Origin of the sequence: Nonomuraea sediminis (genome assembly GCF_018531495.1) — a bacterium.
Classification (GTDB): Bacteria; Actinomycetota; Actinomycetes; order Streptosporangiales; family Streptosporangiaceae; genus Nonomuraea; species Nonomuraea sediminis.
Window position 1 is genome coordinate 77,047 of record NZ_JAHDTI010000011.1, and the last position, 20,819, is coordinate 97,865.

General features: G+C 71.4%; 19 protein-coding genes. 8 read left to right on the forward strand and 11 right to left on the reverse strand.

The features are described 5' to 3' along the window. Positions 1-54 precede the first annotated feature (54 nt). The 3 genes from KIK09_RS37875 to KIK09_RS37885 all read right to left on the reverse strand — a co-directional run bounded on the left by KIK09_RS37875 (position 55) and on the right by KIK09_RS37885 (position 4,186). A complete protein-coding gene (locus tag KIK09_RS37875) occupies positions 55-1,806 on the reverse strand; it encodes an ABC transporter ATP-binding protein (protein WP_214324292.1) in 1,752 nt (583 codons plus the stop codon). Beyond that, entirely contained in the window at positions 1,803-3,332 is a 1,530-nt protein-coding gene (locus KIK09_RS37880; RefSeq protein WP_214324293.1) for an ABC transporter transmembrane domain-containing protein, read from the reverse strand. The genes KIK09_RS37875 and KIK09_RS37880 overlap by 4 nt, the downstream gene beginning before the upstream one ends. A gap of 449 nt (positions 3,333-3,781) precedes the next feature. Next, entirely contained in the window at positions 3,782-4,186 is a 405-nt protein-coding gene (locus KIK09_RS37885) for a nitroreductase family deazaflavin-dependent oxidoreductase (protein WP_214324294.1), read from the reverse strand. Between the two features lie 145 nt (positions 4,187-4,331). Here KIK09_RS37885 and KIK09_RS37890 point away from each other — a divergent pair, with 145 nt between their 5' ends. Genes KIK09_RS37890 through KIK09_RS37915 form a run of 6 tightly spaced genes read left to right on the forward strand, consistent with a single transcriptional unit; the run spans position 4,332 to position 11,617 of the window. Further along, the gene (locus tag KIK09_RS37890) at positions 4,332-5,396 is read left to right on the forward strand and encodes a LacI family DNA-binding transcriptional regulator (protein WP_214324295.1); all 1,065 of its coding nucleotides are present in this window, start codon (positions 4,332-4,334) and stop codon (positions 5,394-5,396) included. After that, the gene (locus KIK09_RS37895; RefSeq protein WP_214324296.1) at positions 5,393-6,643 is read left to right on the forward strand and encodes an extracellular solute-binding protein; all 1,251 of its coding nucleotides are present in this window, start codon (positions 5,393-5,395) and stop codon (positions 6,641-6,643) included. The genes KIK09_RS37890 and KIK09_RS37895 overlap by 4 nt, the downstream gene beginning before the upstream one ends. Beyond that, positions 6,643-7,521, forward strand: coding sequence for a carbohydrate ABC transporter permease (locus KIK09_RS37900; protein ID WP_214324297.1), 879 nt, complete (start codon positions 6,643-6,645; stop codon positions 7,519-7,521). The genes KIK09_RS37895 and KIK09_RS37900 overlap by 1 nt, the downstream gene beginning before the upstream one ends. Then, entirely contained in the window at positions 7,518-8,339 is an 822-nt protein-coding gene (locus KIK09_RS37905; protein ID WP_214324298.1) for a carbohydrate ABC transporter permease, read from the forward strand. The genes KIK09_RS37900 and KIK09_RS37905 overlap by 4 nt, the downstream gene beginning before the upstream one ends. A 12-nt stretch (positions 8,340-8,351) precedes the next feature. Beyond that, a complete protein-coding gene (locus tag KIK09_RS37910) occupies positions 8,352-9,836 on the forward strand; it encodes a glucoamylase family protein (protein WP_214324299.1) in 1,485 nt (494 codons plus the stop codon). Continuing rightward, positions 9,836-11,617: a GH39 family glycosyl hydrolase gene (locus KIK09_RS37915; protein WP_214324300.1), complete on the forward strand. Its 1,782-nt coding sequence runs from the start codon at positions 9,836-9,838 to the stop codon at positions 11,615-11,617. Before KIK09_RS37910 ends, KIK09_RS37915 begins: the two co-directional genes overlap by 1 nt. A gap of 62 nt (positions 11,618-11,679) precedes the next feature. Here the strand turns inward: KIK09_RS37915 and KIK09_RS37920 are convergent, their stop codons facing one another. The 4 genes from KIK09_RS37920 to KIK09_RS37935 form a co-directional block, all read right to left on the reverse strand. Continuing rightward, the gene (locus KIK09_RS37920) at positions 11,680-13,884 is read right to left on the reverse strand and encodes a xanthine dehydrogenase family protein molybdopterin-binding subunit (protein WP_214324301.1); all 2,205 of its coding nucleotides are present in this window, start codon (positions 13,882-13,884) and stop codon (positions 11,680-11,682) included. Next, a complete protein-coding gene (locus KIK09_RS37925; protein ID WP_214324302.1) occupies positions 13,881-14,870 on the reverse strand; it encodes an FAD binding domain-containing protein in 990 nt (329 codons plus the stop codon). The genes KIK09_RS37920 and KIK09_RS37925 overlap by 4 nt, the downstream gene beginning before the upstream one ends. After that, on the reverse strand, positions 14,863-15,342 hold the full coding sequence (locus KIK09_RS37930) for a (2Fe-2S)-binding protein (protein WP_214324303.1): 480 nt from the start codon (positions 15,340-15,342) through the stop codon (positions 14,863-14,865). Before KIK09_RS37930 ends, KIK09_RS37925 begins: the two co-directional genes overlap by 8 nt. A gap of 374 nt (positions 15,343-15,716) precedes the next feature. After that, on the reverse strand, positions 15,717-16,157 hold the full coding sequence (locus KIK09_RS37935; protein ID WP_214324304.1) for a hypothetical protein: 441 nt from the start codon (positions 16,155-16,157) through the stop codon (positions 15,717-15,719). Positions 16,158-16,253: 96 nt separating this feature from the next. On the opposite strand from KIK09_RS37935, the gene KIK09_RS37940 reads away from it, so the two are divergent. Next, a complete protein-coding gene (locus KIK09_RS37940; RefSeq protein WP_214324305.1) occupies positions 16,254-16,781 on the forward strand; it encodes an AAA family ATPase in 528 nt (175 codons plus the stop codon). Here the strand turns inward: KIK09_RS37940 and KIK09_RS37945 are convergent. Together KIK09_RS37945 and KIK09_RS37950 are read right to left on the reverse strand one after the other, a co-directional pair. Further along, positions 16,759-17,472 (reverse strand): maleylpyruvate isomerase family mycothiol-dependent enzyme, encoded by a 714-nt coding sequence (locus tag KIK09_RS37945; protein ID WP_214324306.1) that lies wholly within the window; start codon positions 17,470-17,472, stop codon positions 16,759-16,761. The two genes, KIK09_RS37940 and KIK09_RS37945, sit on opposite strands and share 23 nt — an antisense overlap. After that, complete coding sequence (locus KIK09_RS37950) at positions 17,469-18,062, reverse strand: TetR/AcrR family transcriptional regulator (RefSeq protein WP_214324307.1); 594 nt, start codon at positions 18,060-18,062, stop codon at positions 17,469-17,471. The genes KIK09_RS37945 and KIK09_RS37950 overlap by 4 nt, the downstream gene beginning before the upstream one ends. A 166-nt stretch (positions 18,063-18,228) precedes the next feature. On the opposite strand from KIK09_RS37950, the gene KIK09_RS37955 reads away from it, so the two are divergent. Next, a complete protein-coding gene (locus KIK09_RS37955; RefSeq protein ID WP_214324308.1) occupies positions 18,229-19,503 on the forward strand; it encodes an ATP-binding protein in 1,275 nt (424 codons plus the stop codon). Here the strand turns inward: KIK09_RS37955 and KIK09_RS37960 are convergent. Further along, positions 19,500-20,048, reverse strand: coding sequence for a GNAT family N-acetyltransferase (locus KIK09_RS37960; RefSeq protein ID WP_214324309.1), 549 nt, complete (start codon positions 20,046-20,048; stop codon positions 19,500-19,502). The two genes, KIK09_RS37955 and KIK09_RS37960, sit on opposite strands and share 4 nt — an antisense overlap. A gap of 42 nt (positions 20,049-20,090) precedes the next feature. Further along, positions 20,091-20,798: a sirohydrochlorin chelatase gene (locus KIK09_RS37965; protein ID WP_308164559.1), complete on the reverse strand. Its 708-nt coding sequence runs from the start codon at positions 20,796-20,798 to the stop codon at positions 20,091-20,093. Between the last annotated feature and the right edge of the window lie 21 nt (positions 20,799-20,819).

The window sequence follows — 20,819 nt, forward strand, 5'->3', positions numbered from 1 at the left end:
GGCCGGCTCCCGATTCTCCGGCGCCGAGGTCTGACCGTCTCCCGGCTTCACCAGTCAGCGCGGCGGAGAGTCGTGTTCGGCGACGCTCCGCGAGCCGTGCCACGACCTCCACAGCGCCTCGTACACCCCGCCCGCCGTGACCAGCTCGTCGTGGGCTCCGACCTCCACCACCCGGCCGCTGTCCATGACCACCACCCGGTCGGCGTCGCGGGCCGTGTGCAGGCGGTGGACGATCGCGATGACGGTCCGCCCCTCCAGGACGGCGGCGAGCGAGCGTTCGGCGCGCCTGGCCGTACCGGGGTCGAGCATGGCGGTGGCCTCGTCGAGGATGACGGTGTGCGGGTCGGCCAGGATGACCCTGGCCAGGGCGAGCTGCTGGACCCGGTCCGGGCCGAGGGTGGCGCCGGACGACTGGGACCCCAGCTCGTCGTCGAGCGAGGCGACCCAGTCGGCGCCGACCGCCGCCAGCGCCTTGCTCAGGCGGTCGTCGCCGGCCGTCGGATCTGCCAGCAGCAGGTTGTCGCGGACAGTGCCGAGGAACAGGTGCTGTTCCTGGGTGACCAGGACGACGTGCTCGCGGAGCTGGGCGGGGGAGAGGTCGGCGACGGGCACCGAGCCGACGGTGACCGTGCCCAGGCGGGGGCGGTCGATGCCGGCCAGCAGCTTGCCCAGGGTGGACTTGCCGGCTCCCGAGGGGCCGACGACGGCCAGGCGCTCGCCGGGCCGTACGGTCAGATCGACGCCGGTCACCACGTCGTCGCCGCCTTCGTAGGCGAAGTGCACGCCGCGCGCCTCGATGCGGTCGCCCTGCGGCGCCGCGGCGGCGACCTCCTCCCGCGCGGGCGTCGCGAGGCCCTCGATCCTGGCGAAGGAGGCGCCGCTGCTCTGCAGCTGCTCCAGCCAGATCAGGATCGTCTCGATCGGCTGGCCGAGCTGGCGCAGGTAGAGCACGCAGGTGACGACCGCGCCCAGCGTGACCTGGCCGCGGTCCAGGAGCACCCCGCCGAGCAGCAGCACCAGCACGGGCGGCAGGAGCGAGGAGACCTCCACCGAGGGCCAGAGCACGCTGCGCAGGAAGAGGGTCCGCAGCTGGGCGACCCGGCTGCGCTCGATCACCCGTTCCGCCGCCCGCGTGCGCTTGGCCTGCAGGCCCAGGGCCTCGATGGTACGGGCGCCCGCGGTGTTGGCGGCCAGGTGCTCGGCCAGCTCCGAACGGGCGGCGCCTTCCTCCAGGTAGGCGGGGCGGGCGCGGCGAAGGTACCAGCGGGAGGCGGCCACGATGCCTGCAAGCGCGAGCAGGCCGCAGGCGCCCAGGACCGGGTCTACCAGGAAGACGGCGACGATCAGGAAGAGCGCCTGCAGGCTCGAGACGAGGATCGCGGGGGCGGCGTCGCGCAGGGTGCGGCCGACGACGGCCACGTCGGTGGTTCCGCGGGCGGTCAGGTCGCCGGTGCGGATGTGCTCGACCGTGGCGGCGGGCAGGGCCAGCACGCGGTCCAGGAGTTCGGCGCGGATGTGTTCCTGGACCCGCTCGCTGAAGCGGGTGCCGATCTTCTCGGCGTACCTGGACAGGACCAGCTGGGCCAGCGCCGCGCCCACGGCGATCGCGGCGAGCAGGTCGACCGTGCCTCCGGCGCTGACGGCGTCGACGATGCGGCCCAGCAACCACGGGCTGACCAGCGCGGCGGCCGCCGCCAGGCTGTTGAGCAGCAGCGTCGCGGTGAAGCCCGGCACGTCGCGCATGGCCAGGCGCAGGGCGGCCCGCCGTACCTGCCGGCGGTCGGCGACGGGCAGGTCGCGGTTCATGCGAGCACCGATCGGTAGGCGGGGGTGGACTCCATCAGCTCGCGGTGGGTGCCGCAGACGGCCACCCGCCCGTCCTCGATGAACAGCACCTGGTCGGCCTGGGCGAGCAGCAGCGACGAGGTGGTGGCCACGACCGTCGTACGGCCGGCGCGTGCCGTACGGAGCCGCCCCGCGAGGAGGGACTCGGTGTGCGCGTCCAGTGCGGAGGTGGGCTCCACGGCCAGCAGCACCTCGGGCTCGGCCAGCAGCGCCCGGGCCAGGCGCACCCGCTGAAGCTGGCCACCCGACAGGTTGCGGCCACCGGGTTCGATCATCGAGTCGAGCCCGTGGCTCAGCCCGGCGACCACGTCCTGCGCCGCGGCGACGTGCACGGCCCGATGGACGGCCTCGTCGTCCGCCTCGCCCCGGCCCTGGAGGACCTCGCGCAGCGTGCCCGCGAACAGGGCGGCGTCGTGGTCGGCGATCAGGGAGGTGCCGTCGAACCCGCCCAGCCCTTCGAGCAGCGCCACGCTCTCCTCGGGCCGGGCGCTGACCAGCCCCACCAGGCTCCCCGGCGCGACCTCAAGACCGGCGGGCTCCGCGGCGCGCAGTCGCTCCTCGGCGCGCAGCGCGAGGAAGCGGGTGACCTGGCGGGCGGCGACCAGGCCGTGGCTGATCTGGAAGCTGCCCTCGATGAAGAAGGAGACCGGCACCACCAGCACGGCGATGTACCCGTACACCCCGACCAGTTCGCCCACCGTGATCGCCCCCTCGGCGGCCAGCCGGGCGCCCAGCCAGGTGACGGCGGCCAGGAACAGGGCGGGCAATCCGGTGCCCAGCGCGCCGATCCAGCTCGTCAGCGACGCCACCCGGTAGCCCTGCTCGCGCAGGCTCGCCGAGTCGGCACGGTACCGCTCGGCGTAGGTGCCCTTGCCGCCGAAGGCGTTGAGCACCCGCAGCCCCTCGATCAGGTCGACCAGGCGGGTGGTCAGCCTGCCCTGGGCCTCGCGGTAGCCGTTCTGCACCTTCATCAGCCGCCCGAGCAGCGGGCCGAGCAGGATCGCCAGCAGCGGCACGCCCAGCAGCACCACCACGGCCAGCACCACGGAGACCCGCAGCAGCAACGCCGCCACCACGCCGTAGCTGATCACCGCGCCCACGCCGGGGCCGGTCACCGTCAGCGAGGCGGCGATGGCGATGACGTCGCCGATGCCGATCGTCACCACATCGCCCGTCGAAGCGCGCTTGGGCAGGTCGGCGCCCAGCTTGTTGATCTGCTCGACCAGGGCGCGCACGGTGCGGAAGTTGGCGTCCATCCTGATCTTGGTCATCGTGCGGTGCCGCAACATCGCCAGCCAGGCGTTGACCAGGCCCGCGCCGAGCAGCGCCAGCACCCAGCCGGGCGCCAGGTCGTCGTCGATCGCCCTGGACAGCAGGTACGGCGGGAGCGTCAGGCCCGCCATCCAGAGGGTTCCCAGCGTCGCGCCCAGCGCGACCCGGCCCTTCTGCGCCCAAGCCAGCCGGCACAGATACCGAGCCGCCTTCATGGCGATCACGCTAGAGCATGGCTTTGACGTCCCTTTACCCGCCCTCGCGGGAACCCGCGGATGCCTCTACCCACTTGACTCGAAGGGCCCACATAACCCCGCCGCCCCGATGCGCGCCCCGGGGCCTGGCCGCATCGCGTGACGCCCTACCTGGCAGCCCATCGGTTCGGATGCCCGCCGTACGGCGCGCCGGTGACCGCCGTACATCGTCTCGCCGACCCGGCGCGTGGTGGGTCGGTCGCCGTACGGCGCGCCGACCACCGCCGTACACCGTCTCGCCGACCCGGCGCGGGGCAGTCGCGGCGGTGGGTTGCGATCGTTCGCTGGGGGTGTGCGGCGTCTTGCCCGGTGCGCTTGGGAGGCTTCCCACCCCGCCCGGCGTCGCCGCTCGCGCCGAACGGTTGCGCAACTGACACGCGGACCATGCGGAGGTGGGGGGAGGGGTGGAGTTAGGTGCGGGGTTCGAGGACTACTACTGGGATTTCGCGGGTGGTCTTGCGTTGGTAGTCGTTGTAGCTGGGCCAGGTATTGGTCATCAGGGGCCAGAGGTCGCGCCTCTCCTCCGACGTCGCCGTGCGGGAGTGGGCCTGGAAGCGCTGGCCGCGGACCTGGACCTCGACCTCGGGGTCGTCCTTCAGGTTGAGGTACCAGTCCGGGTCCTCCGGGGCCCCGCCCTTGGAGGCCACGATGACGTAGTCGTCGCCGTGGCGCTGGTAGATGAGCGGTGTCGTGTACGGGCGGCCCGACTTGCGGCCCGTGGTGGTCAGCAGGAGGACGGTCGTGCCGCGCCAGTCGTGGCCCTCTTCGCCGTCCGTCTCGCGGTATCGCTGGACGTGTTCTTTGCCGTAGAGCATGTGAAGGCTGGTACCCCGCACCGGTGTGACCTCACCGTTACTCGCCGGGGTCTGTACGAGAACTTAACGAGCCTGGCACACTGCCTTTCTGTAAGCGCTTACACATCGAGGAGTGGAAGCGCTTACAGAAAACAGGGAGTAGCCGATGGACGTGACCATCTACGAGGTGGCCCAGCGGGCCGGCGTCTCGATCGCGACCGTGTCCAGGGCGCTGCGCGGCACCGGACCCGTGGCGGCCAAGACGCGCGAGAAGGTCATGAAGGCGGTCGAGGAGCTCAACTTCACCCCGAGCCGCCTGGGCGTGAGCCTGGCCGAGGGCCGGCACGCCGCCAACGGCATCGTCTTCCCCAACCTCGCCGGCCCCTACTACACCGAGGTCCTGCTCGGCTACGAGGAGGTCGCCTCGGAGCTGGGCCGCTCGGTGGTGATCCTGTCGACCAAGGGCCGCTCCAACGTCAACGACCTGATCAAGGACCTGGCCGGCCGCGTCGACGGCATGCTGATCTTCGGGCACACCGCGCCCGACCCCCTGGTCGCCGAGCTGGTGCAGGTGGGCATGCGCCTGGTGTTCGTCTCCCGCGAGCCGCTGGCCGGGGCCGACACGCTGCGCAGCGAGAACACGGGGAGCGCGACGAGGCTCGCCCGCCACCTGCTGGGCCACGGCTACGAGCGCTTCGCCTTCCTCGGCGCCCCCATGGTCACCGGCGACGACGTCGACGAGCGCTGGCAGGGCGTCCGCTCGGTCCTCGGCAGCGCGATCGAGGCCGTCCCCACGGCCGAGTACACGGTCGAGTGCGGCTACGACGCCGCACTAAAGCTCCTTAAATCCCGAAAAGGTACGGCAGGCCACGCCGGACCGACGGCATCCGGGCAAGGTACGGCGGGCAACGTAGGAACCCGGAGGCCCCAGGTCCTTGTCTGCTCCGACGACGAGGTCGCCCTGGGCGCGCTGCTGGCGGCCGAGGAGCTCGGCCTGGCCGTACCCGATGACCTGGCGGTGACCGGATGGGACGACATCATGGCCGCCCGCCACGCCCGCCCGGCGCTGACCACCATCCGCCAGCCCATGCGCGAACTGGGAGCACGGGCCGCCCGCGCCCTCGACGAGCTGATCACCGGTGTCCGCGACACCCCCAAGAACCTCGTGCTGTCCACCGAACTGGTGATCCGTGCCAGTTGCGGTAAACACCCCCAGGAGGAATCCCCATGAAGACCACCGCGGTGGGCCTGCTCGCGCTGGCCCTGGTCGTGAGCGCCTGCGGAAGGAGCGCCGACAAGGCGCCGGAGCAGGCCAAGGACGTCACGACCGGCAAGGTCTCCGGCGAGGTCAGCGTCTGGGCGATCGGCGAGGAGGGCAAGGCGCTCGGCGCGTTCGCCAAGGACTTCGAGGCCGCCAACCCCGGCGTCAAGATCAACGTGGCCACGATGGGCTGGGACGTCGCGCACGACAAGATCACCTCCGCGATCGCGGGCAACGCCACCCCGGACGTCAGCATGATCGGCTCCACCTGGGCCGGCGAGTTCTCCAAGACCGGCGCGCTCGACCCGACGCCCGGCAATCTCTTCGACCGCGCCGCGTTCTTCCCCGGCGCCTGGCAGACCGTCGACGTGAACGGCACGGCCTGGGGCATCCCCTGGTACGTCGAGACCCGCGTCCTGTACTACCGCACCGACCAGGCCGAGAAGGCGGGCGTCAAACCTCCGGCGACGTGGGCGGAGTGGAAGACGTTCATCAAGGCCCTGCAGGACAAGGGCGGCGCCAAGAAGGGCTTCAACCAGGGCTACACCGCCGGATCCTGGCAGGAGCTGCTGCCGCTGATCTGGCAGGCGGGCGGCGAGATCGTCAAGGACGGCGCCTACACCTTCGACACGCCGCAAGCCGTTACCGCGCTCAAGCAGTACGCCTCCCTGTTCACCGAGAAGCTCGCCCCCAACGACACCCCCGACGGCGCCTTCCCGCAGACCTTCATCAAGGGCGAGGTCGGCGGCTTCGTCTCAGGGCCATGGATGGTCGGCGTGCTCGACAACGACGGCGGCGCGGGCTTCAAGGACAAGTTCGACGTCGCGCCCTACCCGAAGGGCCCGGTCAGCGCCACCAGCTTCGTCGGCGGGTCCGACCTGGTGGTGTTCAAGAAGGCCGGGAACAGGGACGCCGCCTGGAAGTTCCTGCAGTGGCTGACCGAGCCCAAGGTGCAGGCCAAGTGGTACACCACGGTCAAATCGCTGCCCGCCGTACAGTCGGCTTGGCAGGAGCCCGAGCTGAGCGCGGACAGGCAGCTGAAGGTGTTCGGCGAGCAGCTGAAGGACGCCAAGACGCCGCCGCCGTTCCCGACCTGGGAGCAGGTGGCCAAGGTCATCGAGACCGAGCTGGAGAAGCTGGCCAAGGGCAGGTCGACGCCCGAGCAGACGGCCAAGGCGATCCAGGCGCAGGCGAGCGCGATCGGCACCGGTCTGTAGTGTCGCGCGGCAACCTGCGGATCGGCTGGATCTTCGTGCTGCCGTTCGTGGTGATGTTCGTGGTGTTCTATCTCGGCCCGCTGCTGGTCGGGATCGGGATGAGCTTCACCGACATGCGCAGCACGGACGTCACCGACCCGCTCGGTGTGAACCTGGTCGGGGTGGAGAACTACCTGCGCCTGATGCACGACGGCGCGATGCGGCGGGCGGCGCTCAACACCGTGGTGTTCGTGGTGACGGCGCTGCCGCTGACGATCGGGCTGGGGCTGGGCGCGGCGGTGATGCTGAACTCGGGCATCGCGCGGCTGCCCGCCGCGTTCTTCCGGCTCGGCTACTACCTGCCCAACATCACCAGCATCATCGGCATCGCGGTGGCCTGGAAGTTCCTGCTCGAGCCCGAGGCCGGGCTGGTCAACCGGCTGCTCGGCATCGTCGGCAGCGGCGGCTACGACTGGCTGCAGAGCGAGAGCACGGCGCTGCCGTCGATCATCGTGATGACCGCCTGGCGCAGCTTCGGCTTCAACATGGTCGTGCTGCTTGCCGCGCTGCAGTCGATCCCGCGGGAGCTGTATGAGGCGGCCGAGGTGGACGGCGCCGGGCGGTGGGCGCGCTTCACCGCCGTGACCGTGCCGTCCATCAGGCCCGTGCTGCTGTTCTGCACGGTCTACAGCTCGGTGGGCTTCATGCAGTTCATGGAGGAGCCGCTGGTCATGACCAAGGGCGGGCCGCTGAACTCCACGCTGTCGGCCTCGCTGGCCATCTTCGACCAGTTCGGAGTCGGCAACTACGGCTACGCGGGCGCCGCGTCGAGCCTGCTGTTCGTGGTGATCGTGGCGCTCGCCGTACTGCAGCTCAGGCTCGGAAGGAGGAGCGCGTGAAGCGGACCCGCCGCCAGCGGGCGGCCGTCTACACGGGGCTGAGCGCGGGGCTGCTGCTGGTCGCCGGGCCGTTCCTGTGGACGGCGCTCAGCTCGGTCAAGCCCGAGTCGGAGATCAGGCGCGACCCGCCGACGCTGTGGCCGAGCACGTTCACGCTGGACAACTTCGCCGAGCTGTTCCAGCGGGTCAACATCGGCCACGCCTTCCTCAACAGCCTGATCGTCGCGCTGGTGCTGGTGGGCAGCAACCTGCTGTTCTGCTCGATGGTCGGCTACGCCTTCGCCAAGCTGCCCTTCCGCGGCAAGAACGCGGCCTTCGCGCTGGTGCTGATCCAGCTGGCGATCCCGGGGATCGTGGTGATGACCCCGCAGTTCGTGCTGATCGCGAAGCTGGGGATGGTCAACACCTTCCTCGGGATCATCCTGCCGACCATGGTCGGGCCGCTCGGCGTGTTCATGATGCGGCAGTTCATCTCCGACCTGCCCGACGAGCTCATCCAGGCGGCCAGGGTCGACGGCGCGCGGGAGTTCCGGATCTTCTTCAGGATCATCCTGCCGCTGTGCGGGCCCGCGCTGGCCACGCTCGGGCTGATCACCTTCCTGGGCGCGTGGAACAACTTCCTCTGGCCCGCCGTGGTGGCCCAGAGCGAGGACATGTACACGCTGCCCGTCGCGCTCAACATCCTCAACGGTCACGAGGGCACCCACTACAACCTGCTGGTCGCCGGGTCGGTCGTGGTGATCGCGCCGATCCTGTTCCTCTTCGTCTTCCTGCAGCGCTTCTTCGTCCAGGGCATCGCCACCACCGGCATCAAGTGAGGAGCATCCCCCATGCGCGTGATCTCCGGCCTGCTCGCCTTAACCCTGACAACCACCGATATTTCGGGAAATTCCACGCTGTACGGCTATGCCGCCGACACGTGGCGGTCCATGGCGGCCATGGTCGAGCCGGCCACCGGCATCCCCGCCGACAAGGTCACCGGAGACCTGAGGACCCGTGCCAAGGTCACCTCGCCCACCAACATCGCCGCCTACGTCTGGAGCACGCTCACCGCCCGCGACCTCGGGCTCATCCGCCCGTCCGACGCCCGGGAGCGGGTCGGGAAGGTGCTGGCCGCGCTGGAGCGGATGGAGCGCGACGCGCCCACCGGGCAGTACTACAACTGGTACGACCCGGCCACCCTCCAACTGGTCCGCACCTGGCCGGACAACGGTAATCCGGTCGACCTGTTCGCCTCCAGCGTCGACAACGGATGGCTGGCGGCCTCCCTGATGATGGTCCGCAACGCCATGCCCGGCTACGCCCCGCGCGCGGGGAAGCTGCTCGGCTCGATGAACTTCAAGGCCTACTACGACGCCGCGGCCAGGCCCGACGCGGGCACCGGGCTGTTGCGCGGCGGGTTCTGGCCGGTCAAGCCCGCCGGGTGCTCGATCCCCACCGACTACGCGGGGACGGGGACCACGGTCTACTCCACCTGCCACACCTACGGCTCGCCGAGCGAGACCCGGATCGGCACCTACATCGGCATCGCCCTGGGCCAGCTCCCGAAGGAGCACTACTACGGCCTTTATCGGACATTTCCTGATAACGCCTGTGATTGGGCGTGGCAGGATCAGAAGCCGGTCGGCTCGTGGAAGGAGTACCTGGGCATCAAGGTCTGGGAGGGCACCTACGGCTACCGCGGCATGCGGTACGTCCCCAACTGGGGCGGCTCCATGTTCGAGGAACTCATGCCCGACCTGGTGGTCCCCGAGGCCCGCTGGGCGCCCAGGTCGTGGGGCCGCAACCACCCGGTGTTCGTCAAGGCCCAGATCGCGCACGGCCTCGACGAGGCCGGATACGGCTACTGGGGCTTCTCGCCCGCCAACGACCCGCGCGGCGGCTACCGCGAGTACGGCGTGGACCCGCTCGGCATGCAGTCCGACGGCTACACCTCCGACGAGGAGCGCACCACCACCGATCCCGGCTACGAGGGCTGCCGCCCGGCCCAGCCCGACCCGGCCTCCTACGGCGACGGGGTGGTGACTCCCCACGCCTCCTTCCTGGCCCTGCCGTACGCGAGGAAGCAGGCGCTGGAGAACCTGGCGAAGATCCGCTCGAACCTGGGGGCCTACGGGCCCGGCGGCTTCTACGACTCCGTCGCGGTCCGCTCGGGGGCGGTGTCGAAGTGGTATCTCGCGCTCGACCAGGGGATGGTCATGGCCGCGCTGGGCAACGTGCTGGCCGGGGACAACCTGCACCGCTATTTCGGCAGCTCCGACGTCGAGGCGAAGCTGCGACCCGTCATGGAAATCGAGGAATGGGAAGCTCATTGATGAGTACGGCTGACGCCGCACGCCGCGACTGGCAGGCACGGATCAACCAGGCCTCCGGGGATGTGTCGCCCGCCGCCGAGGTCGCGCTGACCGCGCCCGCGGGTCTGCGCGCCGAGCCCGGGGGCGGGTGCGTGACGCTGACCTGGGAACCGGTGCCCGGCGCCATCGGCTACCTGGTGCACCGCGACGGGTCACCGATCACGCAGCGGGACGTGGACGTGCCCGCGGTGCCCTCGTGCCGGTTCGTCGACACCGGGCCGGGGGGTTCCTACGCGGTGGCGGCGATCGCGGCGATGGACGTCGCGGGGCCGTTGTCCGCCGCGGTCACCGCCTCCGCGTCGGACTCGTCGGGCGCGGTCTCGGTGAGGGTTTCCGGGGAGGAGTCCGGACCCGTGCACCGGCCGTGGTCCTACATGATCGGATCGGAGCACCTGTCGTACCTGCTGTCGCGGGAGGAGACAGGCGGGCGGCCCATCGGCGCCGAGCTCACCGAGGCGCTGCGGATCATGCGGGACGAGTTCGGCGTCGAGACCGTGCGCGCCCACGGCATCCTCTGCGACGACCTGGGCGTCTACCGGGAGGTCGACGGCAAGGCGGTCTACGACTTCACCAAGGTCGACCAGGTCTACGACACCGTCGTGGGCCTCGGGCTGCGGCCGGTCGTGGAGCTCGGCTTCATGCCGCGCGACCTGGCCGCCGACCCCGCCAAGACCGTCTTCGCCTACGAGGCGATCATCTCACCGCCCAAGGACTTCGAGGCGTGGAGCGACCTGGTCAGGGCCCTGGTCGAGCACCTGGTGGACCGGTACGGCATCCAGGAGCTCATCGACCACTGGTCCTTCGAGGTGTGGAACGAGGCCAACCTCGCGGTGTTCTGGTCCGGCACCCCGGCCGACTACTTCCTCCTCTACGACGTCACCTCCGCCGCCGTGAAGAACGTCCACCCGCGCCTGCGCGTCGGCGGCCCCGCGTCGGCGGCCAACGGCTGGATGGAGGAACTCCTCGCGCACATCGCCGAGTCGGGCGCCGCGCTCGACTTCGTCTCCACCCACACCTACGGCAACGCGCCGCTCGACTGGCGTCCCACGCTCGAGCGGTACGGCATGCCCGGCACGCCCATCTGGTGGACCGAATGGGGACCCACCCCCACCCACTTCCACGGCATCGGCGACGGCGTCTTCGGCGCCACCTTCCTCCTGCACGGCATGAAGTCGGCCGCAGGGCGGGTCGAGGCGCTGTCGCACTGGGTGGCCTCCGACCACTTCGAGGAGCTCGGCCGCCCGCCCAGGCTCTTCCACGGCGGCTTCGGCCTCCTCACGGTCGGCAACCTGCGCAAGCCCCGCTTCCACGCCCTCACCCTGGCCGGCCGCCTCGGCGCGACGGAGCTGGTGACCGAACTGTCGGGCGACGTCGCCGGCGTGGAAGCCTGGGCGACCCGCCATCCGGACGGCCGCCTCGGCATCCTCCTCTGGAACGGCACCCTCAACCAGTCCCAGGCCTCCGGCGCCCCCGAACTGAACCGGCGGATCTCCCTGACCGTCGACGGCGCCTACCGCGTCACCCACCACCGCATCGACGAGACCCACTCCAACATCAAGCCCGTCTGGGACGCGATGAGCGACCAGGCCGACTGGCCCGCCGCCGGCCAGTGGCCCGCCCTCCACGCGGCCAACACCCTCGACGAACTCGAACCCCCCAGAAACCTCGCCCCCGGCGAACCCCTCGAGTTCGACCTCCCCATGCCCGCCGTCTCCTACCTGGAGCTCACCCCCCTCCCTTGAACCACCCACCACCTCGCCGATCCAGCCCGCGCCGGGTCGGCGAGGTGGTGCACGGCGGGTGGTCAGAGGAGCCGGTCGATCGTGATGGGCAGGGAGCGGATGCGTCGGCCCGTGGCGTGGTGGACGGCGTTGGCGATGGCGGCGCCGATGCCGACGAGGCCGATCTCGCCGACCCCCTTGACCCCGATCGGGTTGAACCTGTCGGGCCGGCCGACGAAGACCACCTGCATGTCGGGAACGTCGGCGTTGACCGGGATCAGGTAGTCGCCGAACGTGGCGTTGGTGATGCGCCCGGACCCGGGATCGGTGACGATCTCCTCGAACATGGCCATCCCGATGCCGCCGACCGTGCCGCCGATGATCTGGCTGGTGGCCGTCTTCTCGTTCAGTATCCGGCCGGCGTCGATCGCCGAGACGACCCTGGCCAACCGCAGCAGCCCGAGCTCCGGGTCGACCCGCACCTCCACGAACCGCGCGCCGAAGGGCCCCGCGGGCGCCAGGCCCAGCTCCTGCGGGTCGTTCGGGGTGCTGGCGCCGTCGGCGGTCAGCTCCGCGAGCCCGTGCGCGGCGAGGATGTCGGTGTAGGACTCCCCGCGCTCCGGCGACCCGGTGCGGTGGATCCTGCCGCCGTCGACTCCGACCTCGTCGAGGGCGCATCCCGCCAGCGGCGAGGTGGGATCGTCGCGGACGGTGTCCAGGAACGCCTGCACCAGGTTGCGGCAGGCGGCGTGGACCGCGTTGCCCAGGCCGGCCGTCAGTCCGGAGCCGCCCGCCTGCGCTCCCGGCGGCAGGTCGCTGTCGCCGAGCTCGAAGGTGACGCGTTCCAGGTCCAGCCCGAGGAGCTCGGCTGACAGCTGGGTCATCACCGTCCAGGTGCCTGTCCCGATGTCGGTCACCGCGCTGCGCACCAGGGCCGTCCCGTCCTTGCGGAGCGTCGCGCTCGCCGTACACGGCGCCTGGTACCAGAAGAAGGAGACGCCGGCCATGCCGTACCCGATCAGCCAGTCGCCGTCGCGCATCGAGCCGGGCTCGGGCCGGCGGCGCGACCAGCCGAACAGGTCGGCGCCGACCTCGTAGCACTCGCGCAGGGCGTTGCTCGACCACGGCAGGCCCAGTTGCGGGTGGACGTCGGCGTAGTTGCGCAGCCGCAGCTCGATCGGGTCGATGCCGAGCGTGTAGGACAGCTCGTCCATGGCCGACTCGAGCGCGAAGTTGCCCTGGGCGTCGCCGGGCGCGCGCATCGAGTTGCACCAGGTGATGTTCAGCCGGACCTGCCGGTCACGCGTGGAGACGTTGGGGCAGGCGTAGGCGGACTCCGAGACGGTCGCGCACGGTTCGAGGTTGTTCCCCTCCATCTGCAGCGTCGTGGTGCTCTCGTGGTCGAGCGCCACCAGCCGTCCGTCGCGGGTGGCGCCGATCCTGAGGCGCTGCACCGTTTCCGTGCGGTGGCCGATGCCGGTGAACATCTCCGGGCGGGTCAGCACGAGCTTGACCGGCCGCCCCACCGTGCGCGCGGCCAGCGCCGCCAGGATGACGTGCGGCCACGTGCGCAGCCCCGCGCCGAACCCGCCGCCGACGAACGGCGCGAGCACCCGCACCCCGCTCTCCGGGACGGCGAACACCCGCGCGAGCGCCGTGCGCAGGCTGCCGGGCCACTGCGTGGAGTCGTGGACGGTGAGGGCGTCGCCGTCCCAGGCGGCCACGGTCGTGAACAGCCCCATGGGGCTGTTGGCGTTGCCCGCCGTGGTGTAGGTCGCCTCGAACCGCACCTCGGCCGAGGCCAGGGCGGCCTCGGCGTCACCGCGACTGGCGTCCAGCCCCCACGGGTCGGTGATCAGCTCCGCCCTGGGGTCGTGGATATCCAGGATGGGCTCGGTCTTCTCGTAGTCCGCCTCGATCAGCCGGGCCGCGGCCGTCGCCTCCTCGGCGGTGCCCGCCACCACCATCGCCACGTACTGGCCGTGGTAGTGGATCCTGTCGTCCTGCAACGGCGTCGGCGGGGCCGACAGGAACGTGTCGGGCGCGCGTCCCAGCACGGGCGCGTTCCGATGGGTGATGACCGCCAGCACGCCGGGGGAGGTCTGGGCGGCGCTGATGTCGAGCCGGGTGATCCGCCCGGCGGCCACGGTGCTGCGCACGAGCGCGGCGTGCGCCAGGTCGGGGTAGCTGAAGTCGTTGGGGTAGTCCGCGGCGCCGGTGACCTTCAGCGGGCCGTCGACACGATCCACCCCCTCACCGACCAGGCCGATCTGCTCGACGGTGGTCATGACGCACCTCCGGCGACGGTCCGCAGGGCGCGCACCAAGGTGCGTTTGGCCAGTTCGACCTTGAAGGCGGTGCCCGGCACGGTGAACGGGTCCGCGATGGCGGCCTCGGCCGCCGCGGCGAAGACCTCCGGGCTCGCGGGCGCCCCGCGCAGGACCTGCTCGGCCTCGGGAGCGCGCCAGGGAATCGTGCCGACGCCGCCGAGGGCGACCCGCGCCTCGCCGATCACGCCGCCGTCGAGCCGTACGGCCACCGCCGCGGAGGTGAGCGCGAACTCGTAGGAGACCCTGTCGCGGACCTTGAGATAGGTGGAGCGCGCGTCCGGCGCGAGCAGCGGGATCTCCACGGCGGTGATCAGCTCGCCGTGCCTGAGCACGTTCTCCACGTCCGGGGTGTCCCCTGGAATCCGGTAGAACTCCGTCAGCGGGATCGAGCGCTCTCCGTCGGGTCCGCGCAGGTGCACGACCGCGTCCAGCGCCATCAGCGGCACCGCCATGTCGGAGGCGTGCAACGCGATGCAGTGCTCGCTCGCGCCCAGGATCGCGTGCATCCTGGCGACCCCCTGCACCGCGGCACACCCGGAGCCGCGGCGCCGCTTGTTGCACGCGGGGACGGCCGGGTCGCGGAAGTAGCGGCAGCGGGTGCGCTGCAACAGGTTCCCGCCGATCGTCGCCATGTTCCGCAGCTGCACCGACGCGCCGAGCAGCAGCGCCTCACGCAGGAACGGCAGGCGTCCGGCGACCGTGGGGTCGGCGGCCAGTTCCTCCATCGTGGTCAGCGCGCCCACCCGCAGCACGTCGCCGTCGCGGGTGATGCCGCCGAGCGGCAGCCGGGTGATGTCGACCAGCCGGTCGGGCGCCAGGACGCCGTCCTTCATCAGGTCCAGCTGGGTCGTGCCGCCGGCCAGATAGGACGCTGCCGGGTCGGCGCTCACCGCCGCCACGGCCTGGCCTATCTCGCCCGCCCTGACGTACTCGAACTCACGCATGGCCGCCACCCGCCGCCGACACCTCGCGGATCGCCGCGACGATGTTGGGATAGGCGCCGCACCGGCACAGGTTGCCGCTCATGAACTCGCGGATGTCCGCGTCGGATCCCGCTCGGCCCTCCGCCAGCAGGCACACCGCCGACATGATCTGCCCGGAGGTGCAGTAGCCGCACTGGAAGGCGTCGTGGCGGACGAAGGCCTCCTGCACCGGATGCGGGATGCCGTCGGGCGCGAGACCCTCGACGGTGGTGATCGCCCTGCCCTCGCACTGCGCGGCCAGCGTCAGGCACGACAGGATCCGCTTGCCGTCGGCCATCACGGTGCACGCGCCGCAGGCGCCCTGGTCGCATCCCTTCTTGGTGCCGGTCAGCCCCAGCCCGTCGCGCAACGCGTCCAGCAGGGTCACCCGGGAGTCAAGGTCGAGCTGCTGGTAGACGCCGTTGACGGTCAACGCCACCGCGACGTGAGCCATAACCCCTCGTTTCCGGCGCGGCACGCACCGCGGCCTCACGGGGGGAGGTCTCTACCGACCCGACTATACGCCGCACACCTACCCCCGTACGGCGAGCAACCAACCCGCACCGCACAACGGAAACGCCCACCGCGCCGGGTCGGCGAGACGGTGTACGGCGGTCATCGGCGCGTTTGTACGGCGGGTCACCGGGCCCGGGGACGTGGGTGGGGTGCGTCGTAGCGGCGGGTGACCACCTCCGCCGGAGGAGCGTCTCCCTGGACAGGGCCCGGCCGAAGTGCGGCGGGTGGGGGAGGGGCGGCTTGCCGTACAGCAGGGAGAACCAGAGGTAGACCCGGGCGGCGGAGGGGCGGCTTGCCGTACAGCAGAAAGAATCAGAGATAGACGCGGGTGGCGGTGATGAGGTCGGGGGTGGCGTCGCGGGTGTCGACGTAGAGGGCGTCGTCGGGGGTGCGTTCGCGGACGTCGCGGTCGCGGATGGCGAAGACGGCGGGTGGCGCGCCCACGTCGCCGTAGCGGGACCGGACGGCGGCCGCGATGGCCGCGCGGACGTCCGCGACGACCGAGGCGGGCGTGTGGCCGGCGCCCGAGGCCGCCAGGTAGCCGAGCATGCCGGCGAAGCGGAGCTCGATGTCGGCGGCCGGGCGCTGGCGGGGGAGGATGGGCCGGTCGAGCCAGAAGACCTTGCCCGCGAGGAACGCGTCGAAGCCGAGCGTGCGGGCGGTCTCGGCCAGCAGGCTGCCGAACTCGGCCAGGTCGGCCTCGGGCGGCAGGTCGGTGGTGACGAACAGCGGCACGATCAGCGAGTCGAGCATGAGCAAGTATCCCTCCGTGAGGAGGCTCATCGTAGGGCCCGCCACCGACAATCCACCGGGACCTGGCCTCCCCTTGAACGTCGGTAGGATCGGCGGATGTCGTGGGCGCTGCTGATCAACGGGACCGTGGGGGTCGGGAAGACCACCGTCGCCGAGACGGCAGGTGACCTGCTGGCCGAGGAGGGCGTGCCCAACGCCGTCATCGACGTCGACTGGCTGCGGCGGTCCTGGCCGAAGCCGGAGGGCGACCCGTTCAACTCGGCGATCACGGTGAGCAACCTGCGGGCCGTGGCCGCCAACTTCCTCGACACCGGCGTGACCAGGCTCGTCCTGGCGGGCGTGATCGAGTCGGCGGACGAGCGGCGCGCCTACGAGCAGGCGCTGGGCGTCCCGCTGAGCGTCTGCTGGCTGCGCGCCCCGCTGGAGGAGGTGCGCAGCCGGCTGAGGCGCAGGCACGACGGCGACGGCGAGGGGCTGCGCTGGCACCTCGGCCGTTCGGGCGAGCTCGAGCGCGTCCTAGAGCGGGCCGGCGTCGAGGACTACGTGGTCCAGAGCACGCACGAGCCGCGCCAGGTGGCCGAGGAGGTGCTGAAGGGCTGGGTCAGAACGGGACGTGCCGGCTGAGCAGCCCCTCGCCCGTGCCCCTCCCCGACAGGATCCGGCAGAACTCCACGGCGTCCAGCACGTGCTCCTCCCCGGACGTGCCGAACTTGCCGCCCGCCGTCCCCTGGAGCACCAGCCGGTACGGCCGACCGTGCCGACGGGCCCATTCCTCGACGACGTCGGCCACGATCAACCCGTCGTGATCGGCGGTGAGCAGAAGCTCGTGGCCGGTCGCCCGGCAGACGTCCACCCGGTGCATCCAGGTGTCGCGCGTCAGGATCGTGTCGAAGAGGTAGCCCAGGCGCCACGTCTCGCGCACCCCGTCGACCTCCTGCGGCATCGGCATCATCCGCAGCGGAGCCGGCAGGCGGCGCCGTGACCTGGCGCCCCGCGGTGCCGCGTCCGCCAGCCGTTCGAGCAGGTCGGCGGTGGACAGGTGGGCGCGCTCGGCCACCTGGACCTCGGTCATGCCGTCGATCACCGGCCGGTCGCCCGCGACCTTGCCGCCGGTGCGGACCACGTGGACGAACTCCCTGACCGACGTGGTGAACTCCATCATGCCCAGCACGTGCCCGGCCATCGCCCGCACGTCCCACGCCGGGCAGCCGGTGGGCTTGGACCAGTCCTCGGCGCTGAGCGCGCGCGCCACCTCGACGAACCGGGCGTTCTCCGCCGCCATCAGCATGGCGGCCTGCTCCCTGGTGAAGGTCATCCTTGATCACTCGCCTTCAGGCGATCGGAGATGTGCGCGTAGTACATCTCCATGGCCTCGTCGACCAGGCGGGTCCAGCGGTCCCCGCCGGGGTCGTTGGAGATCTGCTGGTCGGTCAGGCCCGTGCCGATGGCCGTCAGCAGATCCAGTGCGGCCGGATCGGTGATGCCGAACTCGGCCAGCTTGTCGCGCATCTTGCCGAGCCCCGCCACGGACAGCGCGAACGTCTCGGGCGTCGGCTCGAAGCCGGGGATCGTCCGCTGGAAGAGCAGCTGGTAGCGGACCGGGTTGGCGGTGCAGAACCCGACGAAGAACCGCATCCCGATCTTGATGTCGGTCAGCGGGTCGCCGGTGAAGCACAGTTTGGCGTGCCCCTCGAGGTACTCCCGGCAGCCCTGGGCGAACATCGCGTCGTAGATCGCGTGCTTGGCGGCGAAGTAGGAGTACAGCGACGGAGCCCGCATCCCCACCTCGCGGGCTACGTCGCGCAGCGTCAGGCCGGCCAGGCCCTCGGTCGCGGCCAGCTTCCACGCCACGGCGAGGATCTCCGCCCGAGTGCTCTGATGGCGTTCGGCTTTCCTATCGCGCATCGGTTCTCCTAACGCTGTTAGGAATTGTCGCGCCGTATGAGGCGGGCGTCAATGTCTCTACTGCGGGCCGTACAGACTTCTGCTTGAGATTTGTCCGCATCGGTGCGGGACTGTCTGCTCTATCTCGTCTACCGTCCAAAGTCCCTGAGGCGAGGAGACGGTAACGGTGAACTGGCTCATCCACGACTACCGTGAGGACGACCTGGCGGCCGTCGTCCATCTGATCGACACGACCGCCGGGCTCGGGCAGGAGTCGGTGTTCTCGCTGGCCGAGTGCATCGGCGCGCTGACCTCGCGCCAACCCGCCGTGGTGGCCGTGCACCGGGGCACGCCGATCGGCGCCGCGCTCGCGCAGGTGACCGGCGAGCGGGCCTGGGTGATGCGGATCGCGATCGCCGGAGCCTGGCGGGGGCGCGGGCTGGCCAGCGCGCTGCTGAGAGAACTGGAGCGGCGGCTGGTGGACGCGCGGGTGCGGCGCATCGCCTACGTACTGCCCGAGGAGGAACTGCTCGGCGAGGGCCTGGTGAACGCCGGCTACACCCGGCGGCCTGCCGTGGCCTACTTCGAGAAGACCGAGCCCGCCGTCGCCGGCGGCGCCCTGCTCGCCGAGCTGGGCGGGCGGCTGCTGCCCGGCGACCTGTGGGACAAGGTCGCCGGCATGGAGGTGGAGAAGGACCTGATCGAGCGGCGCATCGTGCTGCCGCTGGCCGAGCCCGAGCGCGCCGCCCGGCACGGCGTGCGCCCGCCGCGGGCCATCGCCCTGTTCGGCCCGCCCGGCACCGGCAAGACCACCTTCGCCAGGGCGATCGCCTCACGGCTCGGCTGGCCGTTCGTCGAGCTGCTGCCCTCCAGGCTGGCCGACGACGGCAACCTGGCGGCGGCGCTGCGGACCGCGTTCGGGCGGATCGCCGAGCTCGAGCGGGTGCTGGTGTTCATCGACGAGGTCGAGGAGATCGCCGCGGTCAGGGGAGAGCGCCCGGAGGCGGGCAGCCACAGCATCACCAACGAGCTGCTCAAGCTGATCCCCGGTTTCCGCGAGCGGGACGAGCGGCTGCTGGTGTGCGCCACCAACTCCATCAGCTCGCTCGACCCGGCGTTCCTGCGGCCCGGCCGCTTCGACTACGTGGTCCCGATCGGCACCCCAGACGCCGTCGCCCGCCGGGCGATCTGGGCCCGCTACTCCGACGGCCGCGCCGACGTGGACCTGGACACGCTGGTCGAGGCGAGCGAGCTGTTCACCCCCGCCGACATCGAGCACGCGGCCCGTACGGCGGCGCAGACGGCCTTCGAGCGCGACTTCGCCACCCCGCGCGCCCTCGACGTCCCCGCCGGCGCCAGCACCACCGACTACCTCGAGGCGATCGGCCAGTGCCGCCCCACGGTCACCGCCACCATGATCGACGACTTCAGTGCGGACATCACCTCGCACGCGCGCCTTTAGTAGGAGACCCAGTCGTCGGCGATGGCGCTGTGCACGATGGAGTCGCGCCAGCCCGCGGGGGTGAGGACGTGGTGGCGGATGCGGCCTTCCTCGACCATGCCCGCCGTGAGCATCGCGAGCTGGGCAGGGAGGTTGGCAGGTGAGCGGGCGCCCCAGATGCGGTGCAGGCCCACCTGCCGGAAGCCGAACGACAGCAGCAGCTTGATGAGGTCGGTGCCGATGCCGCGGCCCCACTGGTCGGGCCGCAGGCCGAGGCCGATCTCGGCGCTGTGCGGATGATCGGCCTCGATGTGCAGCCGGGCGACGCCGATCACGTCGCCGAAGCCGGCGTCGGTGACCGCGAGCACGTAGAGGCGGCGCGGGTCGGCGCGCGCCGCCTCCATGGCGTCACGGATGATCCGGTCGACCTCGTCGAGCGTGCGCGGGGCGAAGGGCATGTGCTCGGTGACGGCCGGGTCGCCGTAGACGGCGTGCAGCGCGGCCACGTCCGCCTCGGTGACGTCGCGGAGGCCGAGGCGGGAACCGTTGACGTGGACGCTACGCATGGGCAGAAGGTAACGCTACTTCAGCGATCTCTACAAGAGATGTCAAGTCGCCAGTTGACTGCCGTAAGCTCGCGCGACAAGTTCTGCGATCGCGCCGTGCGCGCCGAGGGGTTCGGCGTGCCCCGCGTCGATCGAGGCGGCCGCCTCGGCCACGATGCCCTCGGGCGCCTCGTGGCCGATCAGGCAGGGGGCGATGGCCAGGCGTTGCGCGCCCGCGGCGCGCAGGCGCTGTGCCGCCACGGCGACGCCCGGCTCGCTGTCGAGCGAGGCCGCCACGACGGGCAGCGTGAGCCGGGAGGCCAGCAGCACGGCGGTGGGCTGGACGGCGCCGACGGCCTGCTCGCCGCCGGCCGTACCGAGGATGACGGCGTCGACGGGGCTGGAGACGTTCAGCAGGCGGACCCTGTCGGCCCTGGCCAGGCCGCGTTCGGCCAGCCTGATGTGCAGCGCCTCCGCGAGCAGCGGGTGCGGCCCGAGCGGCTCGGTCACCACCGCGCCGGAGCCGCTGGCGGCCACGGCCTTGCCTATCTCCGCCATGACCATCGGGTCCGCCCAGGTCACCAGCGGGACCACGACGGCGTCCCGGCCGGCGGGCAGAGTCCCGGCCAGCTCGGCCAAGCTTGACAACCGGACCTCGATCTGCGGGTTATCGACCCGGACGACGGCGGCGATCTCGGCGGCCACTCCCTCGACGCTGCCCGGCGCGGCCAGGACGAGCATGGGCGCGTCCGGCGGCAGGGACGTGGGCACCGGTGCCCGGTGGCGACCGCC

Bases quoted from the DNA above. Each gene is read 5' to 3' on its own strand.
- KIK09_RS37875 (WP_214324292.1), bottom strand. From the start codon at position 1,806: ATGAACCGCGACCTGCCCGTCGCCGACCGCCGGCAGGTACGGCGGGCC.
- KIK09_RS37880 (WP_214324293.1), bottom strand. From the start codon at position 3,332: ATGAAGGCGGCTCGGTATCTGTGCCGGCTGGCTTGGGCGCAGAAGGGC.
- KIK09_RS37885 (WP_214324294.1), bottom strand. From the start codon at position 4,186: ATGCTCTACGGCAAAGAACACGTCCAGCGATACCGCGAGACGGACGGC.
- KIK09_RS37890 (WP_214324295.1), top strand. From the start codon at position 4,332: ATGGACGTGACCATCTACGAGGTGGCCCAGCGGGCCGGCGTCTCGATC.
- KIK09_RS37895 (WP_214324296.1), top strand. From the start codon at position 5,393: ATGAAGACCACCGCGGTGGGCCTGCTCGCGCTGGCCCTGGTCGTGAGC.
- KIK09_RS37910 (WP_214324299.1), top strand. From the start codon at position 8,352: ATGCGCGTGATCTCCGGCCTGCTCGCCTTAACCCTGACAACCACCGAT.
- KIK09_RS37915 (WP_214324300.1), top strand. From the start codon at position 9,836: ATGAGTACGGCTGACGCCGCACGCCGCGACTGGCAGGCACGGATCAAC.
- KIK09_RS37920 (WP_214324301.1), bottom strand. From the start codon at position 13,884: ATGACCACCGTCGAGCAGATCGGCCTGGTCGGTGAGGGGGTGGATCGT.
- KIK09_RS37925 (WP_214324302.1), bottom strand. From the start codon at position 14,870: ATGCGTGAGTTCGAGTACGTCAGGGCGGGCGAGATAGGCCAGGCCGTG.
- KIK09_RS37930 (WP_214324303.1), bottom strand. From the start codon at position 15,342: ATGGCTCACGTCGCGGTGGCGTTGACCGTCAACGGCGTCTACCAGCAG.
- KIK09_RS37935 (WP_214324304.1), bottom strand. From the start codon at position 16,157: ATGCTCGACTCGCTGATCGTGCCGCTGTTCGTCACCACCGACCTGCCG.
- KIK09_RS37940 (WP_214324305.1), top strand. From the start codon at position 16,254: ATGTCGTGGGCGCTGCTGATCAACGGGACCGTGGGGGTCGGGAAGACC.
- KIK09_RS37945 (WP_214324306.1), bottom strand. From the start codon at position 17,472: ATGACCTTCACCAGGGAGCAGGCCGCCATGCTGATGGCGGCGGAGAAC.
- KIK09_RS37950 (WP_214324307.1), bottom strand. From the start codon at position 18,062: ATGCGCGATAGGAAAGCCGAACGCCATCAGAGCACTCGGGCGGAGATC.
- KIK09_RS37960 (WP_214324309.1), bottom strand. From the start codon at position 20,048: ATGCGTAGCGTCCACGTCAACGGTTCCCGCCTCGGCCTCCGCGACGTC.